Below are 20,834 nucleotides of genomic sequence, written 5' to 3'. Positions count from 1 at the left end.
TAAAAAATGGCTTCATTGATACAGGTTCGCGATCTACTGGCGCTACGGGGGCGTATGGAGGCAACGCAAATCAGCCATACGCTGCACGCTCCGCAGCCCATGATCGACGCCATGCTGAATCAACTGGAGATCATGGGTAAAGCGGTACGTATCCCGGAAGAACCGGACGGCTGCCTTTCAGGCAGCTGTAAAAGTTGTCCGGAAGGTAAAGCCTGCCTGCGCGAATGGTGGGCCTTGCGTTAACCTTCGCCGGGTAGCGACGTAACGCGTCCTATCCGGCCTTTATTCCGCGTTATGTTGCCCGGTACGCGTCACGCTGCCGGGCAATTTTGCGTCATGCCTTCCACAAAGATGAAAGCGTTACCGCCGTGCGCATTTATCTCCCCATGCGCCTCGCAAGCGCACTAATCCTCTACTGCAATCAGCACGGTCTGCGCGTAGTGTCACGCCATTGAACTTCACCGATGACGGATCGATATGGCGACCTCAACAACATCCACGCCGCATGACGCGGTATTCAAACAGTTTTTATGCCACCCCGATACTGCACGGGATTTTTTGGAAATTCATCTCCCGACGACATTACGTCAAATCTGTAATCTGAATACGTTACGGCTGGAGTCCGGTAGCTTTATTGAAGAGGATTTACGCCCCCATTATTCCGATATTCTTTGGTCGCTGGAAACAAGTGAAGGTGACGGTTACATTTACGTGGTTATTGAACATCAGAGTACGCCGGACGCGCATATGGCATTTCGGCTGATGCGTTACGCAATGGCTGCAATGCAACGGCACCTGGAGGCCGGGCATAAGACGTTGCCGTTAGTGGTGCCAATGCTGTTTTATCACGGAAACCGCAGCCCGTATCCGTTCTCATTATGCTGGCTGGATGAATTTGCCGACCCGGTGATGGCGCGTAAGCTATACACCACCGCCTTTCCTCTGGTCGATATTACGGTCGTGCCGGACGACGAGATTATGCGACACCGACGGGTCGCGCTGCTGGAACTCATACAAAAACACATCCGCCAGCGTGATCTGATGGGGCTTGTCGAACAGCTGGTCGCCCTGCTGGTTAAGGGATACGCTAATGACACCCAGCTTCAAAGTTTGTTTAATTACATGATGCACACTGGCGACGCCGCGCGCTTCAATACGTTTATCCGCCAGGTGGCTATGCGTATCCCACAGCATAAGGAGAAGATCATGACTATCGCAGACAGATTACGTCAGGAAGGACATCGTAACGGGTTACAGAAAGGGCTACAGCAAGGCAAACAGGAAGGCCAACGGCTCGCCGCATTGCGCATTGCCCGCTCCATGCTAAACGATGGTTTCGATCGCGATACCGTGCTTAGGGTTACCGGGCTGGCGCCTGCCGATCTGGCGTCTGAAAGCCATTAACCTTGCAGAATGGTCCGGGCCCGGCAACGCCCTGGTTACAGCGATGATTTTAGCGTCATCAGCGCCTGACAAAACGCCGCCGGATGCGAGATAAACGGCGCATGGGCCGCCTTCGCCATTATCTGTGATGTACTGTGCGGCCATAACGTATCGAGCAAAGGCACCATTTTACGCGGCACCAGACCGTCCAGATAACCATACAAACGCAAAAATGGCATGTTCACATTTTTAAGCGCTTCTCGTAGATCGACCGTTTTTAAGATTTCCAGTCCGCCATTGAGCACCTCTACATCCGGCATAGGCTGCGCCAGCACCACGCTTTTTAAGGTGCGGGCATCCTGACGCGCCGTCTCCGTCCCTAACGTTTGCAGCGCCAGAAAACGCTCCACCGTGCGCTGAAAATCGTCGCTAAGCTGCTGCTGGAATCCGCCGAGGATTTCTGGTTTTATTCCCGGCCACCCTTCACGCGCGCTAAAGCATGGCGAAGAGGCGACAGTCACCAGCGCCTGGACGCGTTCAGGGTGGGTGAGCGCCATCTGACTCGCCACCAGGCCACCCAGGCTCCAGCCAAGCCAGATAGCCTGGTCCGGCGCGTTTTTCGCTACCTGCGCCGTCATATCTTCAAGCGTCATGGCGCCAAACCCCGAGCTGCGACCATAGCCCGGCAAGTCGACCAGATGCAGCGTAAAATGCGAGCCGAGTTCCTCGCGAATGCAATGCCATACCTCCGCGTTCAATCCCCATCCGTGCAGCAGCACAAGATGACAATTTCCCTCGCCGTAGGTCTGCCACCAGATGTCATTCATCAGTTACTGTTCTCTTTTGTCTAACAAGGATGCACCTATGCTAACAGTACCGGGATTATGCTGGCTATGCCGAATGCCGCTGGCGTTAAGCCACTGGGGGATTTGTTCCGTATGCGCGCGCGCCGTTCGTCAGCGCGTCAGTCTGTGTCCGCAATGCGGATTACCTGCCGCGCATCCTTCGCTCCCCTGCGGTCGCTGCCTGCAAAAACCGCCGCCCTGGCAGCGTCTGGTGAGCGTCAGTGACTATACGCCGCCCTTGAGTTTACTGGTGCATCAGCTTAAATTTACCCGCCGCAGCGAAATTGCCGCCGCACTGGCGCGTCTACTGTTGCAGGAAGTCCTCATGGCGCGCCGCAGCACTGGCTTGCAGCTTCCCGACAGAATCGTCAGCGTTCCGCTCTGGTCGCGCCGACACTGGCGGCGGGGATTTAACCAAAGCGATCTGTTATGCCAACCGTTAGCGCGCTGGCTGGGCTGCGCGTGGGACAGCCAGACCATCACGCGGGTACGGGCGACCGCAACACAACATCATCTCAGCGCCAGGTTACGTAAACGCAATTTGAAAAACGCGTTTCGCCTTGAATTGCCGGTACAGGGTCTCCATATGGTTATTGTGGATGATGTCGTCACTACCGGAAGTACCGTCGCGGAAATCGCGCAACTGCTTTTGCGCAACGGCGCAGCGACTGTCCAGGTATGGTGCCTGTGTCGAACCTTGTAGAGCCTCGATGATGGGCGTATTATAACCAACTAAAATAGTCAACTATTAGGCCATTACTATGATCCGTATTTCCGATGCTGCACAAGCGCACTTTGCCAAACTGCTGGCAAATCAGGAAGAAGGGACGCAAATCCGCGTATTTGTCATTAATCCCGGCACTCCTAACGCAGAGTGCGGTGTTTCTTATTGTCCGCCCGACGCCGTAGAAGCCACCGATACTGCACTGAAATTTGACCTGTTGACCGCTTATGTCGATGAACTGAGCGCGCCCTATCTGGAAGACGCGGAAATTGATTTCGTGACCGACCAGCTAGGTTCTCAACTTACATTGAAAGCGCCAAACGCGAAGATGCGCAAAGTGGCCGATGACGCGCCGCTGATGGAGCGCGTGGAATATGCTCTGCAATCGCAGATTAACCCGCAGTTGGCGGGCCACGGCGGTCGCGTCTCGCTGATGGAAATTACCGATGAAGGCTATGCAATTCTGCAGTTTGGCGGCGGTTGTAACGGTTGCTCGATGGTTGACGTCACGCTGAAAGAAGGGATCGAGAAACAGTTGCTGAATGAATTCCCGGAACTGAAAGGGGTTCGCGATCTGACCGAACACCAGCGCGGCGAGCACTCCTACTACTAAGATTTTCCCCGCATCCATGCCCGATGGCGCTTGCGCCTGTCGGGCCTTGTCTGCCCCACCGTAGGCCGAATAAGGCGTTTACGCCGCCATCCTGCGCTATCAGCCACAACTCAGAACGATGGTCCTTCTCCTTTCACCGATAACATGACCTGTGTCTCATAATTTAAATTTTGCCTGCCAGGGTCATTTTCAACACCCATATGTTACCCGTATCATTCTTATGGGCACCTAACATCCATATAACATCTGACTACGCTCATTCGTTTCAACGGTAATCAGTATTGGTGCTATTGCGACTCTGTTCCCGTCGGGAACAACAGGAATTTGTCGTCGAAACAATGACGTTACCCATAACAAAGTAAAGGCCAGGTAAATCATGCCATTAGTCATCGTTGCTATCGGTGTTATCTTGTTACTTCTTCTGATGATCCGCTTCAAAATGAACGGATTTATCGCCCTTGTCCTGGTAGCGCTCGCTGTCGGGTTGATGCAGGGAATGCCGCTGGATAAAGTCATCGGCTCCATCAAAGCCGGTGTCGGCGGTACGCTTGGCAGTCTGGCCCTGATTATGGGGTTCGGCGCCATGCTGGGCAAAATGCTTGCCGACTGCGGCGGCGCTCAACGTATCGCCACTACCCTGATCGCGAAATTTGGTAAAAAGCATATTCAGTGGGCCGTAGTGTTAACCGGCTTTACCGTCGGCTTCGCTCTGTTCTATGAAGTGGGCTTCGTTCTGATGCTGCCGCTGGTATTCACCATTGCCGCAGCAGCGAATATCCCGTTACTGTACGTCGGCGTGCCGATGGCCGCGGCGCTTTCCGTCACACACGGCTTCCTGCCGCCGCACCCGGGCCCAACCGCAATCGCCACGATTTTCCATGCCGATATGGGTAAGACGCTGCTGTTTGGTACGATTCTGGCAATCCCGACCGTGATCCTTGCCGGACCGGTTTACGCCCGTTTCCTGAAAGGTATCGATAAGCCGATCCCGGAAGGCCTGTACAGCGCGAAAACTTTTACGGAAGAAGAGATGCCGGGCTTTGGCGTCAGCGTCTGGACGTCGCTGGTTCCGGTTATTCTGATGGCGATGCGTGCGATTGCCGAGATGATTCTGCCAAAAGGCCACGCTTTCCTGCCCGTTGCCGAGTTCCTGGGCGACCCGGTAATGGCTACGTTAATTGCCGTACTGATTGCGATGTTCACCTTTGGCCTGAACCGCGGGCGTTCAATGGATCAGATTAACGATACGCTGGTCTCTTCCATCAAAATTATCGCCATGATGCTGCTGATCATCGGCGGCGGCGGCGCGTTCAAGCAGGTGCTGGTCGATAGCGGCGTGGATAAATACATCGCTTCAATGATGCATGAAACCAATGTCTCTCCGCTGTTAATGGCGTGGTCTATCGCGGCGGTGCTGCGTATCGCGCTGGGCTCTGCGACTGTCGCGGCGATTACCGCAGGCGGCATTGCGGCGCCGCTGATCTCCACTACCGGCGTTAGCCCTGAACTGATGGTTATCGCAGTCGGTTCCGGGAGCGTGATTTTCTCTCACGTCAACGACCCGGGCTTCTGGCTATTCAAAGAGTATTTCAATTTGACTATCGGCGAGACCATTAAATCCTGGTCGATGCTGGAAACGATCATCTCCGTCTGCGGCCTGATCGGCTGTCTGCTGCTGGGTATGGTGGTTTAAGCGAGGCGGCTTGTAGGCCGGATAAGGCAGCAATGTGCGCCAGGATTGCCTGATGGCGCTGCGCTTATCAGACCTACGTGCTCTCACCATCATAAAGCCGGGGAAATCCCCGGCTTTATTACTTCTTCTTCGCGGCCGCTTTTCGGCGCTTATCCAAATCCTTAATCAGCTTGTTTACGCCCTCATCGGCAAACATGGCCTCAAGAGAGGCAGACAATTTCCGCCGCCAGTTTTTATACTGATCGCTGGTGCCCGGTACGTTAACCGGATCGGCCATATCCAGCCAGTCCTCCGGCTGTAGCCCCAACAGACCGCTGTTACTGTCGGCGATATAGCGCTGAAGTCCGCGATTTAGCGTTGGCGTCATCGACATTAACGATGCCTTATGCCCGGCGCGTTTTGGCAGACAGCCATATTTATGCAGCGCGTCCAACAGCCCCTGTTTCGCCCGCTCGCGATCCTCATACAGCCCGCGCAGAATCACTTCATCCGGATAAAGCCCCAGAGCTTTACCCAACGTCAGGTCACCGCATTCCCAATAGCCGCGCAGCGTGGGGAGATCGTGCGTCGAGGCGACAGCCATCGATTGTTGCGGATACGCGCCTGGCGCGCGGAAGTTTTTCTCAAGGTCATTTTCAAACCACAACACTTTATAAGAATAGACTCCGCTATCGCGCAGCTTGCCGACAATCTCAACTGGCACAGTCCCCAGATCTTCGCCTATCACCATACAACGGTGACGTTGGCTCTCCAGCGCCAGAATAGCCAACAGATCGTCAACCGGATACTGAACATATGCCCCGCGATCCGCTGTTTCGCCATACGGTATCCACCACAGACGCAGCAACGACATGACATGGTCAATGCGCAACGCGCCACAGTTTTGCATATTGGCGCGCAGCAGGTCGATAAAGGGCTCATACGCCCGGGCGACAATAATATGCGGGTCCATTGGCGGTAGCCCCCAGTTCTGACCGAGCGGGCCGAGGATATCCGGCGGCGCGCCGACAGATGCTTTCAGGCAGTACAGCTCCCGGTCGCACCAGGTTTCCGCGCCGCCTGCCGCTACGCCAACCGCCAGATCGCGGTACAGACCAATCGGTAGTTTAAAACTCTGGCAGGTATCCCAGCAGGCGGCGAATTGGCGCCAGGCCAGCCACTGAAGCCAGAGGTAAAACTCCACCTCTTCGCGGTGCGCTTCACAGAATTGTTTGACAGCGGGAGACTCTACCGACTGGTACGCCTCCGGCCAGGCTGGCCAGCCCCAGCGCTGCTCATCCTCTTTTACCTGATACGCATGCAGCGCGTCGAATGCCGCCTGCCAGTAAAGGCTCTCGCCTTCGCGGGCGATAAAGTGACGAAACTCCGCCATTTGCGCATCGTCGCGAGCGGCAAACCGCGTCCACGCCATCCGCAGCGCCGTGATTTTCAGCGCGGTAACGGTAGCGTAATCCACCCATTGCGCATCGCGCGCCTGTCGCAGCTTTTGCTGTGTGGCGGGCATTTGCCACCATGACTGCGCCTCTTCGCTCAGGCGGAAATCTTCGACGGCGTTGACATCGATATATATCACGTTCAGCCAGCGACGAGACGAGGGGCTGTAGGGACTGGCGCTCTCCGGATTCGCCGGATAAAGCGCGTGGATCGGGTTCAGGCCGATAAACGCGCCGCCGCGTGTCGCCACGTCGACCAGCATCGACTTCAAATCGCCGAAATCGCCAATACCCCAGTTTTTTTCTGAACGCAGAGTATAAAGCTGGACGCAGGCCCCCCACAGTTTTTTCCCCTCCAGCAGCGCCTGCGGCTCATAGCATCGCGGCGGGGCAACGATAATACGGCAGTGCGTACGCTGTTCATCCTGGGTCAACGTCAGGGTGTGGTAGCCCTCCGGCAATGTAGCCGGAAGGTTAAGTTTTTTACCGCCCGTCACGCGCCCTTTGTAATGCACGCCCTCTTCTGTAGTCAGCAGCCAGGCAAACTCACCGCGCCCCTCTACCGGCAACGCCATTTTTTTACCCGCGGTATAAACCTTCACATTCGGCACGATCGCCTGTGGTCCTGTTGTCGTGCCGTGCATCGCCGCCAGCAAACGTCTCTTGGTTTCAGCGCCAATAGACTGCGGTTTGCCATGAGCATTGATGTAACTGGGGCTGATCCCCGCCGCCAGCGCGGCACTATCGAGACGTTTATTTTCCATCGCGCTCCCTTAGCGTTTTGCCTGCCAGATACGGGCCTGATAATCGCGAATAGAGCGATCGGAACTGAACATACCGCAGCGCGCGGTATTGAGGATCGCGGCACGCGTCCACGCTTCCTGGTCGCGATACAGCGCATCCACCTGCTTTTGCGCCTCGACATAAGCGGCGAAGTCCGCCATGACCAGGTACGGATCGCCCCCCTGTTTGCCGAGGCTATGCAGCATCTGGTCAAAGGCATGTTTATCGCCATCGCTGTATTGACCGCTTTCCAGCTCTTTTAGCACCGCATCCAGCACTTTGTCTTTTTTACGCCATTTCACCGGATCGTAGCCTTTGGCTTTGAGCGCCTTGACCTCTTCCACAGTATGGCCAAAGATAAAGATATTCTCTTCACCCACCTTCTCAGCGATTTCAACGTTAGCGCCGTCCAGCGTTCCCACAGTCAACGCCCCGTTCAGCGCCAGTTTCATGTTGCCGGTGCCAGACGCCTCTTTCCCGGCAGTAGAAATTTGCTCGGAAATATCCGCCGCCGGAATGAGCATTTCCGCCGCCGAGACGCAGTAATCCGGCAGGAAAACCACCTTCAGCTTATCACCCACCGCCGGGTCGTTATTAATGGCTTCCGCAACCTTATTGATAGCAAAAATGATGTTCTTCGCCAGGTAATAGCCCGGCGCCGCCTTTGCACCAAACAGGAATACGCGCGGTACGCGGTCAGCCTGCGGGTTTTCGCGAATCTCTTTGTACAGCGCCAAAATATGCAACAGGTTCAGGTGCTGACGTTTGTACTCGTGCAGACGTTTGATTTGAATATCAAAAATCGCATGGCTTGAAATCTCAATCCCGGTACGGGCCTGGATGAATTTCACCAGCCGTTGTTTGTTCGCCCGTTTGATGTCGCGATATTGCTGACGGAATGTGGCGTCGTCGGCGTATTTTTCCAGATTGATCAACTGGTCGAGATCGTTAGCCCACTCTTTTTTCAGCGTTTTATCCAGCAACGCCGCAAGCTGCGGATTGCACTGTTTGATCCAGCGACGCGGCGTAATGCCGTTGGTGACATTGTGGAATTTGTTCGGCCAAAGCTGGTGATATTCCGGGAACAGATCTTTCACCACCAGATCGGAGTGCAGCGCCGCCACGCCGTTGACCGCAAAGCCGCTGACCACGCACATATTGGCCATGCGTACCTGACGGTCGTGCACCACCGCCAGTTTTGCCCATACCTGCTTATCGCCAGGCCAGGTCTTATCGACCAGCGTCTTAAAGCGATCGTTAATCTGCTTGATAATCTGCATATGACGCGGCAACAGCGCTTTGATTAACCTCTCGTCCCAGCACTCCAGCGCTTCTGGCATCAGGGTGTGGTTGGTGTAGGCGAAGGTTTTGCTGGTGATAGCCCAGGCGTCATCCCAGCTCAGCTGGTGCTCGTCAATCAGCACGCGCAGCAGTTCCGGAATGGCGATGGTCGGGTGAGTATCGTTCAACTGAATGACCTCGTAATCCGCCAGCTCATGCAGTTTGCGTCCGGCCAGATGATGGCGACGCAGAATATCCGCTACCGAGCAGGCGCACTGGAAGTATTGCTGCATCAGGCGCAGTTTTTTGCCCGCCGTGTGGTTATCGTTGGGATAAAGCACCTTCGTCAGTTTTTCCGCATCGATACCCTGCTGTTCCGCCCGCAGGAAAGCGCCGTCGTTGAATTTGGTCAGATCAAACGGATGCGCGTGGGTCGCCTGCCACAAACGCAGCGGTTGCGCGACGCCGTTACGATAGCCTAACACCGGCAGATCCCAGGCCTGGCCTGTAATCACAAAACCTGGCTCCCAGCGCCCTTCTTTGGTGACTTTACCGCCGATCCCAACCTGGACGTCCAGCGCCTCGTTGTGGCGGAACCACGGATAGCTGCCGCGATGCCAGTCATCCGGCGCTTCCATCTGCTTGCCTTCAACAAATGACTGACGGAACAGCCCATACTGGTAGTTCAGACCATAGCCCGTAGCGGACTGCCCGACGGTGGCCATCGAATCGAGGAAGCAGGCGGCCAGACGTCCCAGACCACCGTTGCCGAGCGCCGGATCGACTTCCTCTTCCAGCAGATCGGTCAGATTAATATCGTGCGCTTTCAGCACATCGCTAACGTCCTGGTACCACCCCAGATTTAACAGGTTATTTCCCGTCAGGCGGCCAATCAAGAATTCCATCGAAATGTAGTTCACATGACGCTGGCCTTTCGTCGGCTGCGCTACCGGTTGCGCGCTCAGTAATTCCGCCAGCGCGCCGCTAACGGCCTGCCACCACTGACGAGGCGTCATGTCGGACGCTGACAGTAAACCGAAACGCTGCCACTGACGCGTCAGGGCGGCCTGGAATTGATCTTTATTGAAGGTTGGCTGTGACATAGGAAATCCGTCCTCGGGTAATAAAACAACGTTATCGCTAGTTTGCCAGGCTCGATGTTGACCTTCCTCCTCCCGGCAATGATTAGGGAGGGAGGAGGAGCGGGGATGAGCATAAAAGTGTGATCGCCGCCACTTACCCCTGTATAAACGCGCCGATTCCTGTCAACGACACCCAGTGTTACGCATAATCAAATGAATAAACAGAAATAACAGTAAATCGCGAAGGGGTATTTTCGAAAGATTATATGAACGCCGAAATAGTTTCTTACCTGAAATATTCAGCGGCGGGAGATTCACTCACTAAACATAATTAATTAAACGCCTGGTATCGCCATTGTGTTAAATCCGGATGATGTCCAGGACATTATTTATAATAACGGAAATATGACCTCAGCCCAGCTCTGACGCTCGTTTCAACCGCGCCGAATACTTTTTTAATACCGTTATTTAGAATTGTGACAGAGTGCAAATTCAGACACATAAAAAGTCTGCTTAGCTTGCATTAAAATGCTTTCTGGCCGACCTTATATCTATTAATTACGAAGCGCAAAAAAAATCGCAGTTCCCCCCATTTCCCACAGTGAAGTGATTGCTATGTTGATTCCGTCTAAATTAAGTCGTCCGGTTCGTCTCGACCATACCGTGGTTCGTGAGCGGCTGTTGGCTAAACTTTCCGGCGCGAACAATTTCAGGCTCGCCCTGGTAACCAGTCCTGCTGGCTATGGGAAAACCACGCTTGTCTCACAGTGGGCGGCGGGCAAAAATGAATTAGGCTGGTACTCTCTCGACGAAGGCGATAACCAGCAAGAGCGATTCGCCAGTTACTTAATTGCCGCTATCCAACAGGCCACCGGCGGACACTGCTCTACCAGCGAAGCGATGGCGCAAAAACGTCAGTATGCCAGCCTGACGTCCCTCTTCGCGCAGCTCTTTATTGAACTGGCGCAGTGGCATCGCCCGCTTTATCTGGTGATTGACGACTACCATTTGATTACCAATCCGGTGATTCACGACGCGATGCGCTTTTTCTTACGGCATCAGCCGGAAAATTTCACCCTGGTGGTGTTATCGCGTAATTTGCCGCAACTGGGCATCGCTAACCTGCGCGTGCGCGATCAGCTGTTGGAAATCGGCAGCCAGCAGTTGGCTTTTAACCATCAGGAAGCAAAGCAATTTTTTGACCGTCGTCTTTCGTCGCCCATTGAAGCCGCTGAGAGCAGCCGCATGTGCGATGATGTGGCCGGTTGGGCCACTGCGCTACAGTTGATCGCCCTCTCCGCGCGCCAGAACCATACCTCTGCGCATCACTCCGCCCGCCGTCTTGCCGGGATTAATGCCAGCCACCTTTCTGATTATCTGGTGGACGAAGTACTGGATAACGTGGATGTCAGCACCCGACATTTCTTACTTAAAAGCGCGATCTTACGCTCAATGAATGACGCGTTGATCGTGCGCGTGACCGGCGAAGAAAACGGCCAGATGCGGCTGGAGGAGGTTGAGCGCCAGGGGTTATTCCTGCAACGCATGGACGACACGGGCGAATGGTTTAGCTATCACCCGTTGTTTGGTAGCTTTCTGCGCCAGCGTTGCCAGTGGGAACTGGCGGCGGAACTGCCGGAGATCCACCGTGCGGCCGCGGAAAGCTGGATGGAACAGGGTTTTCCCAGCGAAGCTATACATCATGCGCTGGCGGCGGGTGACGCGCAAATGCTGCGCGATATCCTGCTTAACCATGCGTGGGGGCTGTTTAATCACAGTGAACTGGCGCTGCTGGAAGAGTCATTAAAAGCGCTGCCGTGGGAAAGCCTGCTGGAAAATCCGCGGCTGGTGTTGTTACAGGCCTGGCTGATGCAAAGCCAACACCGCTACAGCGAAGTGAATACGCTGCTGGCGCGCGCCGAGCAAGAGATCAAAGGGGTTATGGACGGCACGCTGCATGCTGAATTTAACGCGCTGCGCGCCCAGGTCGCCATCAACGACGGCAATCCAGAAGAGGCAGAGCGGCTGGCGAAACTGGCGCTGGATGAGCTTCCTCTCGCCTGGTTTTATAGCCGTATTGTCGCGACCTCCGTTCACGGCGAAGTGCTGCACTGTAAAGGCGATCTCAGCCAGTCTTTATCGCTGATGCAGCAAACCGAACAAATGGCGCGCCATCATGACGTCTGGCATTACGCGCTGTGGAGCTTAATTCAACAAAGCGAAATTCAGTTCGCCCAGGGATTCCTGCAGGCCGCATGGGAAACGCAGGAGAGAGCCTTCCAGTTGATCAAAGAGCAACATCTGGAACAACTGCCGATGCATGAGTTTCTGGTACGTATCCGCGCGCAATTGCTGTGGGCGTGGGCGCGCCTTGACGAAGCGGAAGCCTCGGCGCGCAGCGGTATCGCTGTGCTGTCCACCTTCCAGCCGCAACAACAGTTGCAGTGCCTGACGTTACTGGTGCAGTGCTCGCTGGCGCGCGGCGATCTGGATAATGCCCGTAGTCAGCTTAACCGACTGGAAAATTTATTAGGCAATGGTCGTTATCACTGCGACTGGATCTCTAACGCCGATAAGGTGCGTGTCATTTACTGGCAGTTAACCGGCGACAAGAAATCCGCCGCCAACTGGTTACGCCATACGCCAAAACCGGCGTTTGCCAATAACCATTTTCTGCAAGGGCAATGGCGGAATATCGCCCGCGCGCAGATCCTGCTGGGCGAATTCGAGCCTGCGGAAATCGTGCTGGAAGAGTTAAATGAGAATGCCCGTAGCCTGCGCTTAATGAGCGATTTAAACCGCAATCTGCTGTTACTCAATCAGCTTTACTGGCAATCCGGGCGGAAAAACGACGCCCAGCGCGTATTGCTTGATGCCTTACAGCTCGCCAACCGCACCGGATTTATCAGCCATTTTGTGATTGAAGGCGAAGCCATGGCGCAGCAATTGCGTCAGCTTATCCAGCTAAATACGCTGCCGGAGATGGAGCAGCATCGCGCGCAGCGCATCCTGCGAGAGATTAACCAACATCACCGGCATAAATTCGCCCATTTTGACGAAGGCTTCGTCGAGCGCCTGCTTAATCATCCGGATGTCCCGGAGCTTATTCGCACCAGCCCGCTCACCCAGCGTGAATGGCAGGTGTTAGGGCTTATCTATTCCGGTTACAGCAACGAACAGATTGCCGGCGAACTGGCGGTGGCCGCGACCACCATTAAGACGCATATCCGCAACCTCTACCAGAAACTCGGCGTCGCGCACCGTCAGGATGCGGTACAGCACGCGCAGCAGTTGCTGAAGATGATGGGGTACGGGGTTTAACGTGTGCCTGATAACGCTTCGCTTATCAGGCCTGCAGAGTCATTTTAAATCATATTGATATTGCTGGTTTTGTAGGCCGGGAGCATAAACGTAAATCCAGACGCTGAGTTGGCTTCAGGCCCGATGGCCGTCGCTCAGCCGCAGGTTAAATGGCGCCCATCCATCCGGCGGGTCCCATTCGCCACTGCCATAAATAATACCCTCCCGGATATCGTGAATAATGACGCCATCAATACCACACGGTTCCGATCGCCAGATAATGCCGGAACTCACGTTGATAAGAAACGTATACTGAAAGGTTGTGACCAGGAAATTCTCGCTCAGCGAGGCCTTATGATCCCAAACATCGGGTATTGAATAAATATGGCCAACATAATCATCAAGAAACAGGCTCTTAACCTGATATGAATCCGTATCAAATAAGTGAACGTGCTGACCGTATAATATCGCAATAGTCTTATCATTATTCATGATGCCGCTGAAGCACTGCTCAACGATCCAGCGCCCCTCTTCCAGCGCGACAAAAAGACACAGCACGATAACCGGCTCGCCGTCCTGACTCACCAGCACTCTTCGCCGCATCGTTGAAGGGCCGGAAAAGGGATTAACATCCCTCTCCGGGATGGCGTCAGCAACGCGTTGTTCAGCATCAAGGAAATCAGCGTGGTATGTCATGATCCGCTATCCTTTTTACTTACCATAACCTGCACCATCCCCCTCGCCTCCTCCAGGTTGAACGTTACCGGCAAAAACCGTTCCACCACCACAATATTGGTAAGCAAGTGAGCGGAAGCCCGCGCCACGGTAAACGCGCCTTCGCCCGCCAGCGCCAGCGGTAAAATCAGCTGGTCGGCCAGATGCTCTCCCACCGCCGCCGGGCTTGCGAGATAGCGCCGCGCTTCATGCGCAACCTGATTAGCTACCGCTTCCGCGCTGGTGCCTTTTACGCCGAACGCGGCGAACAGTTCGGTCAGTTGTTCGCTTTGAATCATCAGCGACAGCGCGTTGCCCGGCCCGCAGCCGCCTTCCAGCGCAACGACGTTTTTCTCCGCCTGCGGGAAGTGGGCTTCCAGCGTTGCGACTTCACGTTCGCCAACGTGGTAAGGAACCGCCGCCAGCAAAGCTTCGGCGGTGATACGCAGCGTCTCGCCGCGCGATATCAGCGTCAGACCGCGTAAAGACGCTGCCGGTTCGACGACCGTTGACGCCGCGCCGCCGCCAGCCGGATAAAAGCCGTGTTTTATCAGCGTGGTACGCTGGCTGATGCCCATCCTCGCCAACAGCGGCTCCCAGACGCGGCAGATAAAATCGGCGCTGGGCGCGGCCTGATTATGCGTCCCGCCGTGAACCTCCACGCGGGATGAACCATCGGCAAACCACAGCGCGGGCAGGACGGTTTGCAGCACCAGCATACAACTGCCCGCGCTACCAATCGCGAAACGGTACTCGCCGCCGCGAATCGGCCCCGGCGTAAAACGCAACTGCTGCGAGCCCAGCTCGTCGCCGTTCACCTGCGCGCCGCAGATTTCCGTTGCCGCCCGCACCGCCGTTAAATGCTGGCGTAGCAGCCCCGGTTTGGCGCGCCCGGCGCGGATGCCGCTCATTTCAAACGGCTGGCCGGTTATCATTGATAAACTCAGCGCCGAGCGCAAAATCTGCCCGCCGCCCTCTCCCTGTGCGCCATCCAGCGCGATAATCCTTGCCATTTTCTATCCTTTAACGCACACCACCTGCCGCAGGGTGTACATGATTTCCACCAGGTCAGACTGCGCCGCCATCACCGCATCAATATCTTTATACGCCATTGGGATCTCGTCGATCACGTCCGCATCTTTACGGCATTCGACATGCGCGGTGGCGCGAATCTGATCGTCAACGCTAAACAGTTTCTTCGCTTTCGTTCGGCTCATCACACGCCCGGCGCCGTGGCTGCACGAACAGAACGACTCTTCGTTACCCAGCCCGCGCACGATAAAGCTTTTCGCCCCCATCGAACCAGGAATGATACCGAACTCACCGCGCCGCGCCGAAACCGCCCCTTTACGCGTCACATAGATCTCTTCGCCAAAGTGCTGCTCTTTTTGCACATAGTTATGGTGGCAGTTGATCTCGTCCATATCGAGGGCGATCGGTTTTTCCACGCAGCGCTGGAGCGCCGCCAGCGCGTTTTCCATCATCGCCTCGCGGTTCAGGCTGGCGAATTGCTGCGCCCAGTGTACCGCTTTCAGGTAATCATCAAAATATTCGCTTCCTTCATTAAAATACGCCAGATCGCGGGACGGCAGCGTTTCTAACTGCTCCTGCATTTCTTGCTGCGCCAGGCCGATAAAATAGGTGCCGATGGCGTTACCGATCCCGCGCGAACCGGAGTGCAGCATGATCCATACCCGATCGGTTTCATCCAGACAGATCTCAATAAAGTGGTTACCGGTTCCCAACGTTCCCAGGTGCTTATAGCTATTGGTATTCAAAAAGCGCGGATATTTTTGCGTTAACCACTGATATCCCGCTTCCAGTTGCGCCCATTTTTCATCAACGTTGGCGGGCGGGTTTCCCCATGCGCCCACATCGCGACGCCCGCGTCCGGTGGTACGCCCGTGAGGCACAGCGGCCTCTATGGCGCTACGCAGTTCCGCCAGATTTTCCGGCAGATCGGCCGCCGTTAAGCTGGTACGCAGCGCGTTCATTCCACAGCCGATATCCACGCCCACCGCCGCCGGAATAATCGCCCCTTTCGTCGGGATCACGCTACCGATGGTCGATCCTTTCCCCAAATGCACATCCGGCATAACGGCAATATGTTTGAAAATAAACGGCATTTTCGCTGTATTGATCAGCTGCTGACGGGCATCGTCTTCTACCGGTACGCCTTTGGTCCACATTTTTACCGGTGCGTTCTGGGTGGTCATCAATTCGTAATTCATTATTTTTTCTCATTTTAATCATTAGGGTGGCGACAAGTGGTGAAGAATCTTAACTCCGGTTAAACCGGAGGCGCAGGGATTGAACCTGCTAGCGGCACTACCCGCATAACCTGTAGATCCTCCGGCATTCGCCAAAACAGGGTGGCATGGCAAATAAATAGCCAGGATGATAGCCATTAAGAAAGATGTAATCCTGACCAGCATTCGTACCATGCTGAATTTTCATACAGCACCACGGGTTTAACCTCGTTCGCTGCCTTCGTTAAAAATGGCGACAAGTTTATGTGAATACACCGCTCTACCATTGAGCTACAGAGCCGGGCTCTGACGGGTCTCGAACCCGCAACAAATGTAGATCCACAGGCATTCGCCAAAACAGGGTGGCACGACAAGTTGAGGTGGATCAGCCTGCTCTAACCGACTGAGCTACGGAGTCAGACTCCGGCAGGACTCGAACCTGCGACCTGGATCTTCATAGGATGTAGATCCACCAGCATTCGTGCCTTCAGCGTTGCGCGACAAATTCATAGCCGGGATGATACGCATCGGGAAAGATGTAATCCCGGCCAGCATTCGCGCCGCGCTGAATACTCTTTACAGCGTCACGGCTTCAATCTCTTCCAGCCAGTGCGCGCTGCCATAGCGACCGTTAACAAAGTTATCTATCACCGTAAACACCTCGTCGCTGAAGCCGCCGACGTTCAAAATATCGCTTCGTTCCGCCGCCTGGGTGGTACCGTAAGGCAGCAGATCGATACACACCAGGCGCGCCTGCGGGTTGCGCTTTTTCAGTTCGATCCAGCATTCCATGGTGGCCGTTGAGCCATGGCGCGATTTATCAACCCACGATTCGTTATCCGACACCATAATCACCAGATCCACCCGCGCCCGCTCGTTCAACAACCTACGCAGCGGCGCGGAGCAGTTGGTGCCGCCGCCGCCAACCGCCGCCAGCTTTTGCGCGTTGTGCATAACCGACTGGCGCGCATCAAGCTGCACGTCAACCACATCGCATTCAAACGGCAGCACGCGGGCCTGCGGATGATTACGCAGCACGGCGGCGGCGATCAGCCCGGCAACGTCCACGCAGCGGATCTTACTGGTCGCCCCCTTGCGATAGCCGGTTATCGACGACTTCATCGACCCCGACACGTCCGGGCAGACCACCACATTGCCGTGAAACGGCGGAATGTTCTCCAGCGCGTACTCCATCGCCTGCGCTAAAGCCTCGCGAATAACCTGCGGCACGCCGCTTTGCAGATTGCTCCACGCCGACAGCAACTGATAAGGATAAACCCAGGACTGGCGCACCTGCGCTCTGTCCGCCAGCCGCTGCGCCACGCTGGCGGCAAGCGTTGTATTCTCAAACACGTCATGACGCGCCAGCGTATTCAAATTCATCCGCAACGTTTGCCAACTCATCCGCTGCGCCAGTTGTGCCCACTGTTCGCGACTCAGCGGCGCGTTGGTCAGCAGTAAAAACGGCACATCGGGTAAGGCCGCGCCCATGTCGCCTTCACGAAACGCCAGCAGCGCGCGCGTTTTTTCCGGCAGCTGCGCCTTATCGCACGGCTTACCAATCAGCCAGGCGAAGAAGGCTTCCTGCCACGCCGCCTGCGGCCGTGGGTGCACCATTTTGACGATATCCGCCAGCGACGGCGCATTGCCCACCGATGCCTGCAATAAGCGCTCTTCGCTGGCGTTCTGCAACCAACGCTGCACCAGCTTCTTTGGCCGCGTCCCCAGCGAGCGCCGCCCGGTCACGCCGCTGCGCAACATTTGCACAAAGTTACGCAGCATCCGGCCATTGTTGATCACCCGCGCAAATACTACCGGCAGCAGCGCCGAACCACGCGCCGCCAGAATGGCGGTCAACAGCGCGGGCATATCCTTCATCATCCCGCGTTCGCGGCCATAAATCGCCAGTTGCGCTAAAAACAGATCGTCGAGATCTTTCGCCGTCGCCAGAACATCATTTAGCTGCGCCTGGCCGTTGGCATAAAAAGTCTCGTTCATGCAGCCGGTCATCACCATTTGCGCCAGTTTATGGCGCGGGGTGAAGGCAAAGGCCGCTGCGCCTTGCTGATTGCTGGCGTTGGCCAGCGGCACGTCCCTTAACAGCGAACGGAACAAAAGTGGATTAGCCATTTGTTTTTCCCATTTCCGTTATTCTCCATGCCATGGTTATTGCAACCAGCGTGCCAGAAAATAAATTATTTTTTAATCTATTGATTTTTAATTGATTTATTTCTTTAGCGTTCAAGTGAAAGAAAAATGCCTGCACGGTAGTCATTAAAAAGCGATAAAATTATCTCGTCTTTTAGAAGGAAATCTAAGATGCGAAAAACGGTGGCCTTTGGTTTTGTCGGTACGGTACTCGACTATGCAGGACGCGGCAGTCAACGTTGGGAAAAATGGCGCCCTACTTTGTGTCTGTGCCAGCAGGAGACGCTGGTCGTTCACCGCCTGGAACTGCTGTACGATGCCCGCTCTCGCTCGCTGTTTGAAGGATTAAAGAAGGATATCGCCAGCGTCTCGCCGGAAACGGAAGTCGTCGGCGTAGAAATCGCGATCCGCAACCCGTGGGACTTCGAAGAGGTTTACGCCTGCCTGCACGATTTCGCCCGCAACCATACCTTTCATCCCGAAGATGAAGACTATCTGATTCATATCACCACCGGCACCCACGTCGCGCAGATCTGCTGGTTCCTGCTGGCGGAGGCGCGCTATCTACCGGCGCGATTAGCGCAGACCTCGCCGCCGCGCAAAAAAGATAAATCGCATAGCACGGGCGACGTGACGATTATTGACCTCGACCTCAGCCGCTACAATGACATCGCCACCCGCTTCGCCCAGGAGCGGGAGGAGACGCTCAACTTCCTGAAGTCCGGCATTGCAACCCGCAACCCGTGTTTCAACCGGATGATTGAGCAAATTGAGCGCGTCGCGATACGCTCCCGTTCGCCAATCCTGCTCAACGGCCCGACCGGCGCGGGCAAGTCGTTTCTCGCCCGTCGCATCTATGAACTAAAACTGGCCCGCCACCAGTTCAGCGGCCCGTTTGTCGAAGTGAACTGCGCCACCCTGCGCGGCGACACGGCGATGTCGGCGCTGTTCGGCCACGTTAAGGGGGCGTTTACTGGCGCGAGAGAGGAGCGTGCAGGGCTGCTGCGCAGCGCCGACGGCGGCATGTTGTTTCTTGACGAAGTGGGAGAGCTGGGCGCGGATGAACAGGCCATGTTGCTGAAAGCCATTGAAGAGAAACGCTTTTACCCTTTCGGCAGCGACCAGCAGGTCAGCAGCGATTTCCAGTTGATTGCCGGCACGGTGCGCGACCTGCGCCAGCGAGTGGCGGAGGGGACATTCCGCGAAGACCTGTACGCGCGCATTAATCTCTGGACCTTCGAACTACCGGGCCTGCGTCAGCGCCAGGAAGATATTGAGCCAAACCTTGACTACGAACTGGAACGCCACGCGGCGCTAACCGGCGACAGCGTGCGTTTTAATACCGAAGCGCGCCGTGCCTGGCTGAGCTTCGCCACCTCGCCGCAGGCCGCCTGGCGCGGTAACTTCCGCGAACTCTCCGCCAGCGTCACCCGCATGGCGACGCTGGCGGACAACGGGCGAATCACGGTCGAAACGGTAGACGATGAAATCGCGCGTTTGCGCTATAGCTGGAATGACCATCGCCCCTCCGCGCTCGACGGACTGCCGGGCATTGACGCAACGGCGCTGGATCTGTTTGACCGTATGCAACTGGAAAACGTCGTTGCGGTCTGCCGCCAGGCGAAAACCCTTTCCGACGCCGGGCGGCAGCTATTCAACGTTTCCCGTCAGGGGAAAGCCACGGTGAATGACGCTGACCGGCTGCGTAAGTACCTGGCGCGTTTTGGTCTGACGTGGGACGTTTTACAGAATTAACACAGCTCCAGTTGGATATGGTTCTCCGTCAACACCTGCATCACGCCCGGCGGCGGCAGGGTATCGGTGTAGACCGCATCGACCATACTAATGCTGCCCATGTTTACCATCGCGTTACGACCAAATTTAGAGTGATCCACCACCAGCATCACGTGGCGCGAATTTTCGATAATCGCGCGCTTGGTGCGTACCTCATGGTAGTCAAATTCCAGCAATGAGCCGTCGCTATCAATACCGCTAATACCGAGAATGCCGAAATCGAGACGGAACTGGGCGATAAAGTCCTGCGTCGCTTCGCCAATAATGCCGCCGTCGCGGCTACGGAGTTCGCCGCCGGCGAGGATAATACGAAAATCCTCTTTCGCCATTAGCGTGTTCGCTACGTTCAAATTGTTGGTCACGATCCGCAAATTACTGTGCCCTAACAGGGCGTGCGCTACGGCTTCCGGCGTCGTGCCGATATCAATAAACAGCGTTGAACCATTGGGGATCTGGGCCGCGACTTTGCGAGCGATGCGCTCTTTTTCTTCCGTTTGCGTCGCCTTACGATCGTGCCACGGCGTATTCACCGAGCTGGAGGGCAACGCCGCGCCGCCGTGGTGGCGCAAAATCATATTCTGTTCCGCCAGATCGTTAAGATCCCGACGAATGGTTTGCGGGCTGACAGAAAAATGCTCCACCAGCTCTTCCGTACTGACGTACCCCTGTTTTTTCACCAGTTCAATGATCGCGTCATGCCGTTGTGTTTGTTTCATGAATAATCTCTGAAAGTAACCAACCTTGCGCCGGATAGCGGCATTCGCCCTACCCGGCCTGGAAAAATATCTCGAC

The 20,834-nt window shown here is 55.6% G+C and carries 15 protein-coding genes and 1 tRNA gene; 7 read left to right on the top strand and 9 right to left on the bottom strand.

The genetic code is table 11. The annotated features are described in order from the left end of the window. Positions 1-6: 6 nt before the first annotated feature. Entirely contained in the window at positions 7-243 is a 237-nt protein-coding gene (feoC, locus tag ABVM99_RS17470; RefSeq protein ID WP_000157589.1) for a [Fe-S]-dependent transcriptional repressor FeoC, read from the top strand. A gap of 234 nt (positions 244-477) precedes the next feature. Then, positions 478-1,404: an Rpn family recombination-promoting nuclease/putative transposase gene (locus tag ABVM99_RS17465; RefSeq protein ID WP_023195924.1), complete on the top strand. Its 927-nt coding sequence runs from the start codon at positions 478-480 to the stop codon at positions 1,402-1,404. Between the two features lie 35 nt (positions 1,405-1,439). On the opposite strand, the gene bioH is transcribed toward ABVM99_RS17465, so the two are convergent. After that, a complete protein-coding gene (gene bioH / locus ABVM99_RS17460; RefSeq protein ID WP_017441595.1) occupies positions 1,440-2,210 on the bottom strand; it encodes a pimeloyl-ACP methyl ester esterase BioH in 771 nt (256 codons plus the stop codon). A 37-nt stretch (positions 2,211-2,247) separates the two neighbouring features. Between bioH and gntX the strand changes: the two genes are divergently transcribed. The 3 genes from gntX to gntT all read left to right on the top strand — a co-directional run bounded on the left by gntX (position 2,248) and on the right by gntT (position 5,258). Then, the gene (gntX, locus tag ABVM99_RS17455; protein ID WP_000958733.1) at positions 2,248-2,931 is read left to right on the top strand and encodes a DNA utilization protein GntX; all 684 of its coding nucleotides are present in this window, start codon (positions 2,248-2,250) and stop codon (positions 2,929-2,931) included. Between the two features lie 58 nt (positions 2,932-2,989). After that, a complete protein-coding gene (nfuA, locus tag ABVM99_RS17450) occupies positions 2,990-3,565 on the top strand; it encodes a Fe-S biogenesis protein NfuA (RefSeq protein ID WP_000619387.1) in 576 nt (191 codons plus the stop codon). Between the two features lie 376 nt (positions 3,566-3,941). Then, positions 3,942-5,258 carry a gluconate transporter gene (gntT, locus tag ABVM99_RS17445; RefSeq protein ID WP_023195923.1) on the top strand — a complete coding sequence of 439 codons (1,317 nt, stop codon included), beginning with the start codon at positions 3,942-3,944 and terminating at the stop codon, positions 5,256-5,258. A 118-nt stretch (positions 5,259-5,376) separates the two neighbouring features. Here gntT and malQ read toward each other — a convergent pair whose 3' ends face one another. Both malQ and malP read right to left on the bottom strand, forming a co-directional pair. Further along, positions 5,377-7,455 (bottom strand): 4-alpha-glucanotransferase, encoded by a 2,079-nt coding sequence (malQ, locus tag ABVM99_RS17440; protein ID WP_023195922.1) that lies wholly within the window; start codon positions 7,453-7,455, stop codon positions 5,377-5,379. A gap of 9 nt (positions 7,456-7,464) precedes the next feature. Further along, positions 7,465-9,858 carry a maltodextrin phosphorylase gene (gene malP / locus ABVM99_RS17435; RefSeq protein ID WP_023195921.1) on the bottom strand — a complete coding sequence of 798 codons (2,394 nt, stop codon included), beginning with the start codon at positions 9,856-9,858 and terminating at the stop codon, positions 7,465-7,467. Between the two features lie 594 nt (positions 9,859-10,452). On the opposite strand from malP, the gene malT reads away from it, so the two are divergent. Then, positions 10,453-13,158: an HTH-type transcriptional regulator MalT gene (malT, locus tag ABVM99_RS17430; RefSeq protein WP_058800528.1), complete on the top strand. Its 2,706-nt coding sequence runs from the start codon at positions 10,453-10,455 to the stop codon at positions 13,156-13,158. Between the two features lie 114 nt (positions 13,159-13,272). Here malT and ABVM99_RS17425 read toward each other — a convergent pair whose 3' ends face one another. The 5 genes from ABVM99_RS17425 to ABVM99_RS17405 form a co-directional block, all read right to left on the bottom strand. Then, positions 13,273-13,833: a hypothetical protein gene (locus tag ABVM99_RS17425; protein ID WP_023194643.1), complete on the bottom strand. Its 561-nt coding sequence runs from the start codon at positions 13,831-13,833 to the stop codon at positions 13,273-13,275. Then, positions 13,830-14,864, bottom strand: coding sequence for an RNA 3'-terminal phosphate cyclase (gene rtcA / locus ABVM99_RS17420; protein ID WP_023194642.1), 1,035 nt, complete (start codon positions 14,862-14,864; stop codon positions 13,830-13,832). Before rtcA ends, ABVM99_RS17425 begins: the two co-directional genes overlap by 4 nt. Before the next feature lie 3 nt (positions 14,865-14,867). After that, positions 14,868-16,082: an RNA-splicing ligase RtcB gene (gene rtcB / locus ABVM99_RS17415; protein ID WP_001105531.1), complete on the bottom strand. Its 1,215-nt coding sequence runs from the start codon at positions 16,080-16,082 to the stop codon at positions 14,868-14,870. A 319-nt stretch (positions 16,083-16,401) separates the two neighbouring features. Then, positions 16,402-16,518 (bottom strand) — tRNA-OTHER (locus ABVM99_RS17410). Between the two features lie 158 nt (positions 16,519-16,676). Continuing rightward, the gene (locus tag ABVM99_RS17405) at positions 16,677-18,230 is read right to left on the bottom strand and encodes a TROVE domain-containing protein (RefSeq protein ID WP_023194641.1); all 1,554 of its coding nucleotides are present in this window, start codon (positions 18,228-18,230) and stop codon (positions 16,677-16,679) included. 189 nt (positions 18,231-18,419) lie between these two features. Here ABVM99_RS17405 and rtcR point away from each other — a divergent pair, with 189 nt between their 5' ends. Next, positions 18,420-20,003 (top strand): RNA repair transcriptional activator RtcR, encoded by a 1,584-nt coding sequence (rtcR, locus tag ABVM99_RS17400; protein WP_023194640.1) that lies wholly within the window; start codon positions 18,420-18,422, stop codon positions 20,001-20,003. Here rtcR and ABVM99_RS17395 read toward each other — a convergent pair. Further along, complete coding sequence (locus tag ABVM99_RS17395; RefSeq protein ID WP_000815085.1) at positions 20,000-20,758, bottom strand: DeoR/GlpR family transcriptional regulator; 759 nt, start codon at positions 20,756-20,758, stop codon at positions 20,000-20,002. The two genes, rtcR and ABVM99_RS17395, sit on opposite strands and share 4 nt — an antisense overlap. Positions 20,759-20,834 lie beyond the last annotated feature (76 nt).

It is taken from the genome of Salmonella sp. SJTUF15591, from assembly GCF_043356435.1.
GTDB lineage: Bacteria > Pseudomonadota > Gammaproteobacteria > Enterobacterales > Enterobacteriaceae > Salmonella > Salmonella enterica.
Note: the sequence above shows the minus strand (reverse complement) of the source record. Positions and strands in the feature narration are given on the sequence as shown.

Coding starts and splice junctions, on each gene's coding strand:
- malT (WP_058800528.1), top strand. CDS start 10,453: ATGTTGATTCCGTCTAAATTAAGTCGTCCGGTTCGTCTCGACCATACC.
- bioH (WP_017441595.1), bottom strand. CDS start 2,210: ATGAATGACATCTGGTGGCAGACCTACGGCGAGGGAAATTGTCATCTT.
- ABVM99_RS17425 (WP_023194643.1), bottom strand. CDS start 13,833: ATGACATACCACGCTGATTTCCTTGATGCTGAACAACGCGTTGCTGAC.
- rtcR (WP_023194640.1), top strand. CDS start 18,420: ATGCGAAAAACGGTGGCCTTTGGTTTTGTCGGTACGGTACTCGACTAT.
- gntX (WP_000958733.1), top strand. CDS start 2,248: ATGCTAACAGTACCGGGATTATGCTGGCTATGCCGAATGCCGCTGGCG.
- nfuA (WP_000619387.1), top strand. CDS start 2,990: ATGATCCGTATTTCCGATGCTGCACAAGCGCACTTTGCCAAACTGCTG.
- gntT (WP_023195923.1), top strand. CDS start 3,942: ATGCCATTAGTCATCGTTGCTATCGGTGTTATCTTGTTACTTCTTCTG.
- ABVM99_RS17405 (WP_023194641.1), bottom strand. CDS start 18,230: ATGGCTAATCCACTTTTGTTCCGTTCGCTGTTAAGGGACGTGCCGCTG.
- rtcA (WP_023194642.1), bottom strand. CDS start 14,864: ATGGCAAGGATTATCGCGCTGGATGGCGCACAGGGAGAGGGCGGCGGG.
- malQ (WP_023195922.1), bottom strand. CDS start 7,455: ATGGAAAATAAACGTCTCGATAGTGCCGCGCTGGCGGCGGGGATCAGC.
- ABVM99_RS17465 (WP_023195924.1), top strand. CDS start 478: ATGGCGACCTCAACAACATCCACGCCGCATGACGCGGTATTCAAACAG.
- feoC (WP_000157589.1), top strand. CDS start 7: ATGGCTTCATTGATACAGGTTCGCGATCTACTGGCGCTACGGGGGCGT.
- rtcB (WP_001105531.1), bottom strand. CDS start 16,082: ATGAATTACGAATTGATGACCACCCAGAACGCACCGGTAAAAATGTGG.
- malP (WP_023195921.1), bottom strand. CDS start 9,858: ATGTCACAGCCAACCTTCAATAAAGATCAATTCCAGGCCGCCCTGACG.
- ABVM99_RS17395 (WP_000815085.1), bottom strand. CDS start 20,758: ATGAAACAAACACAACGGCATGACGCGATCATTGAACTGGTGAAAAAA.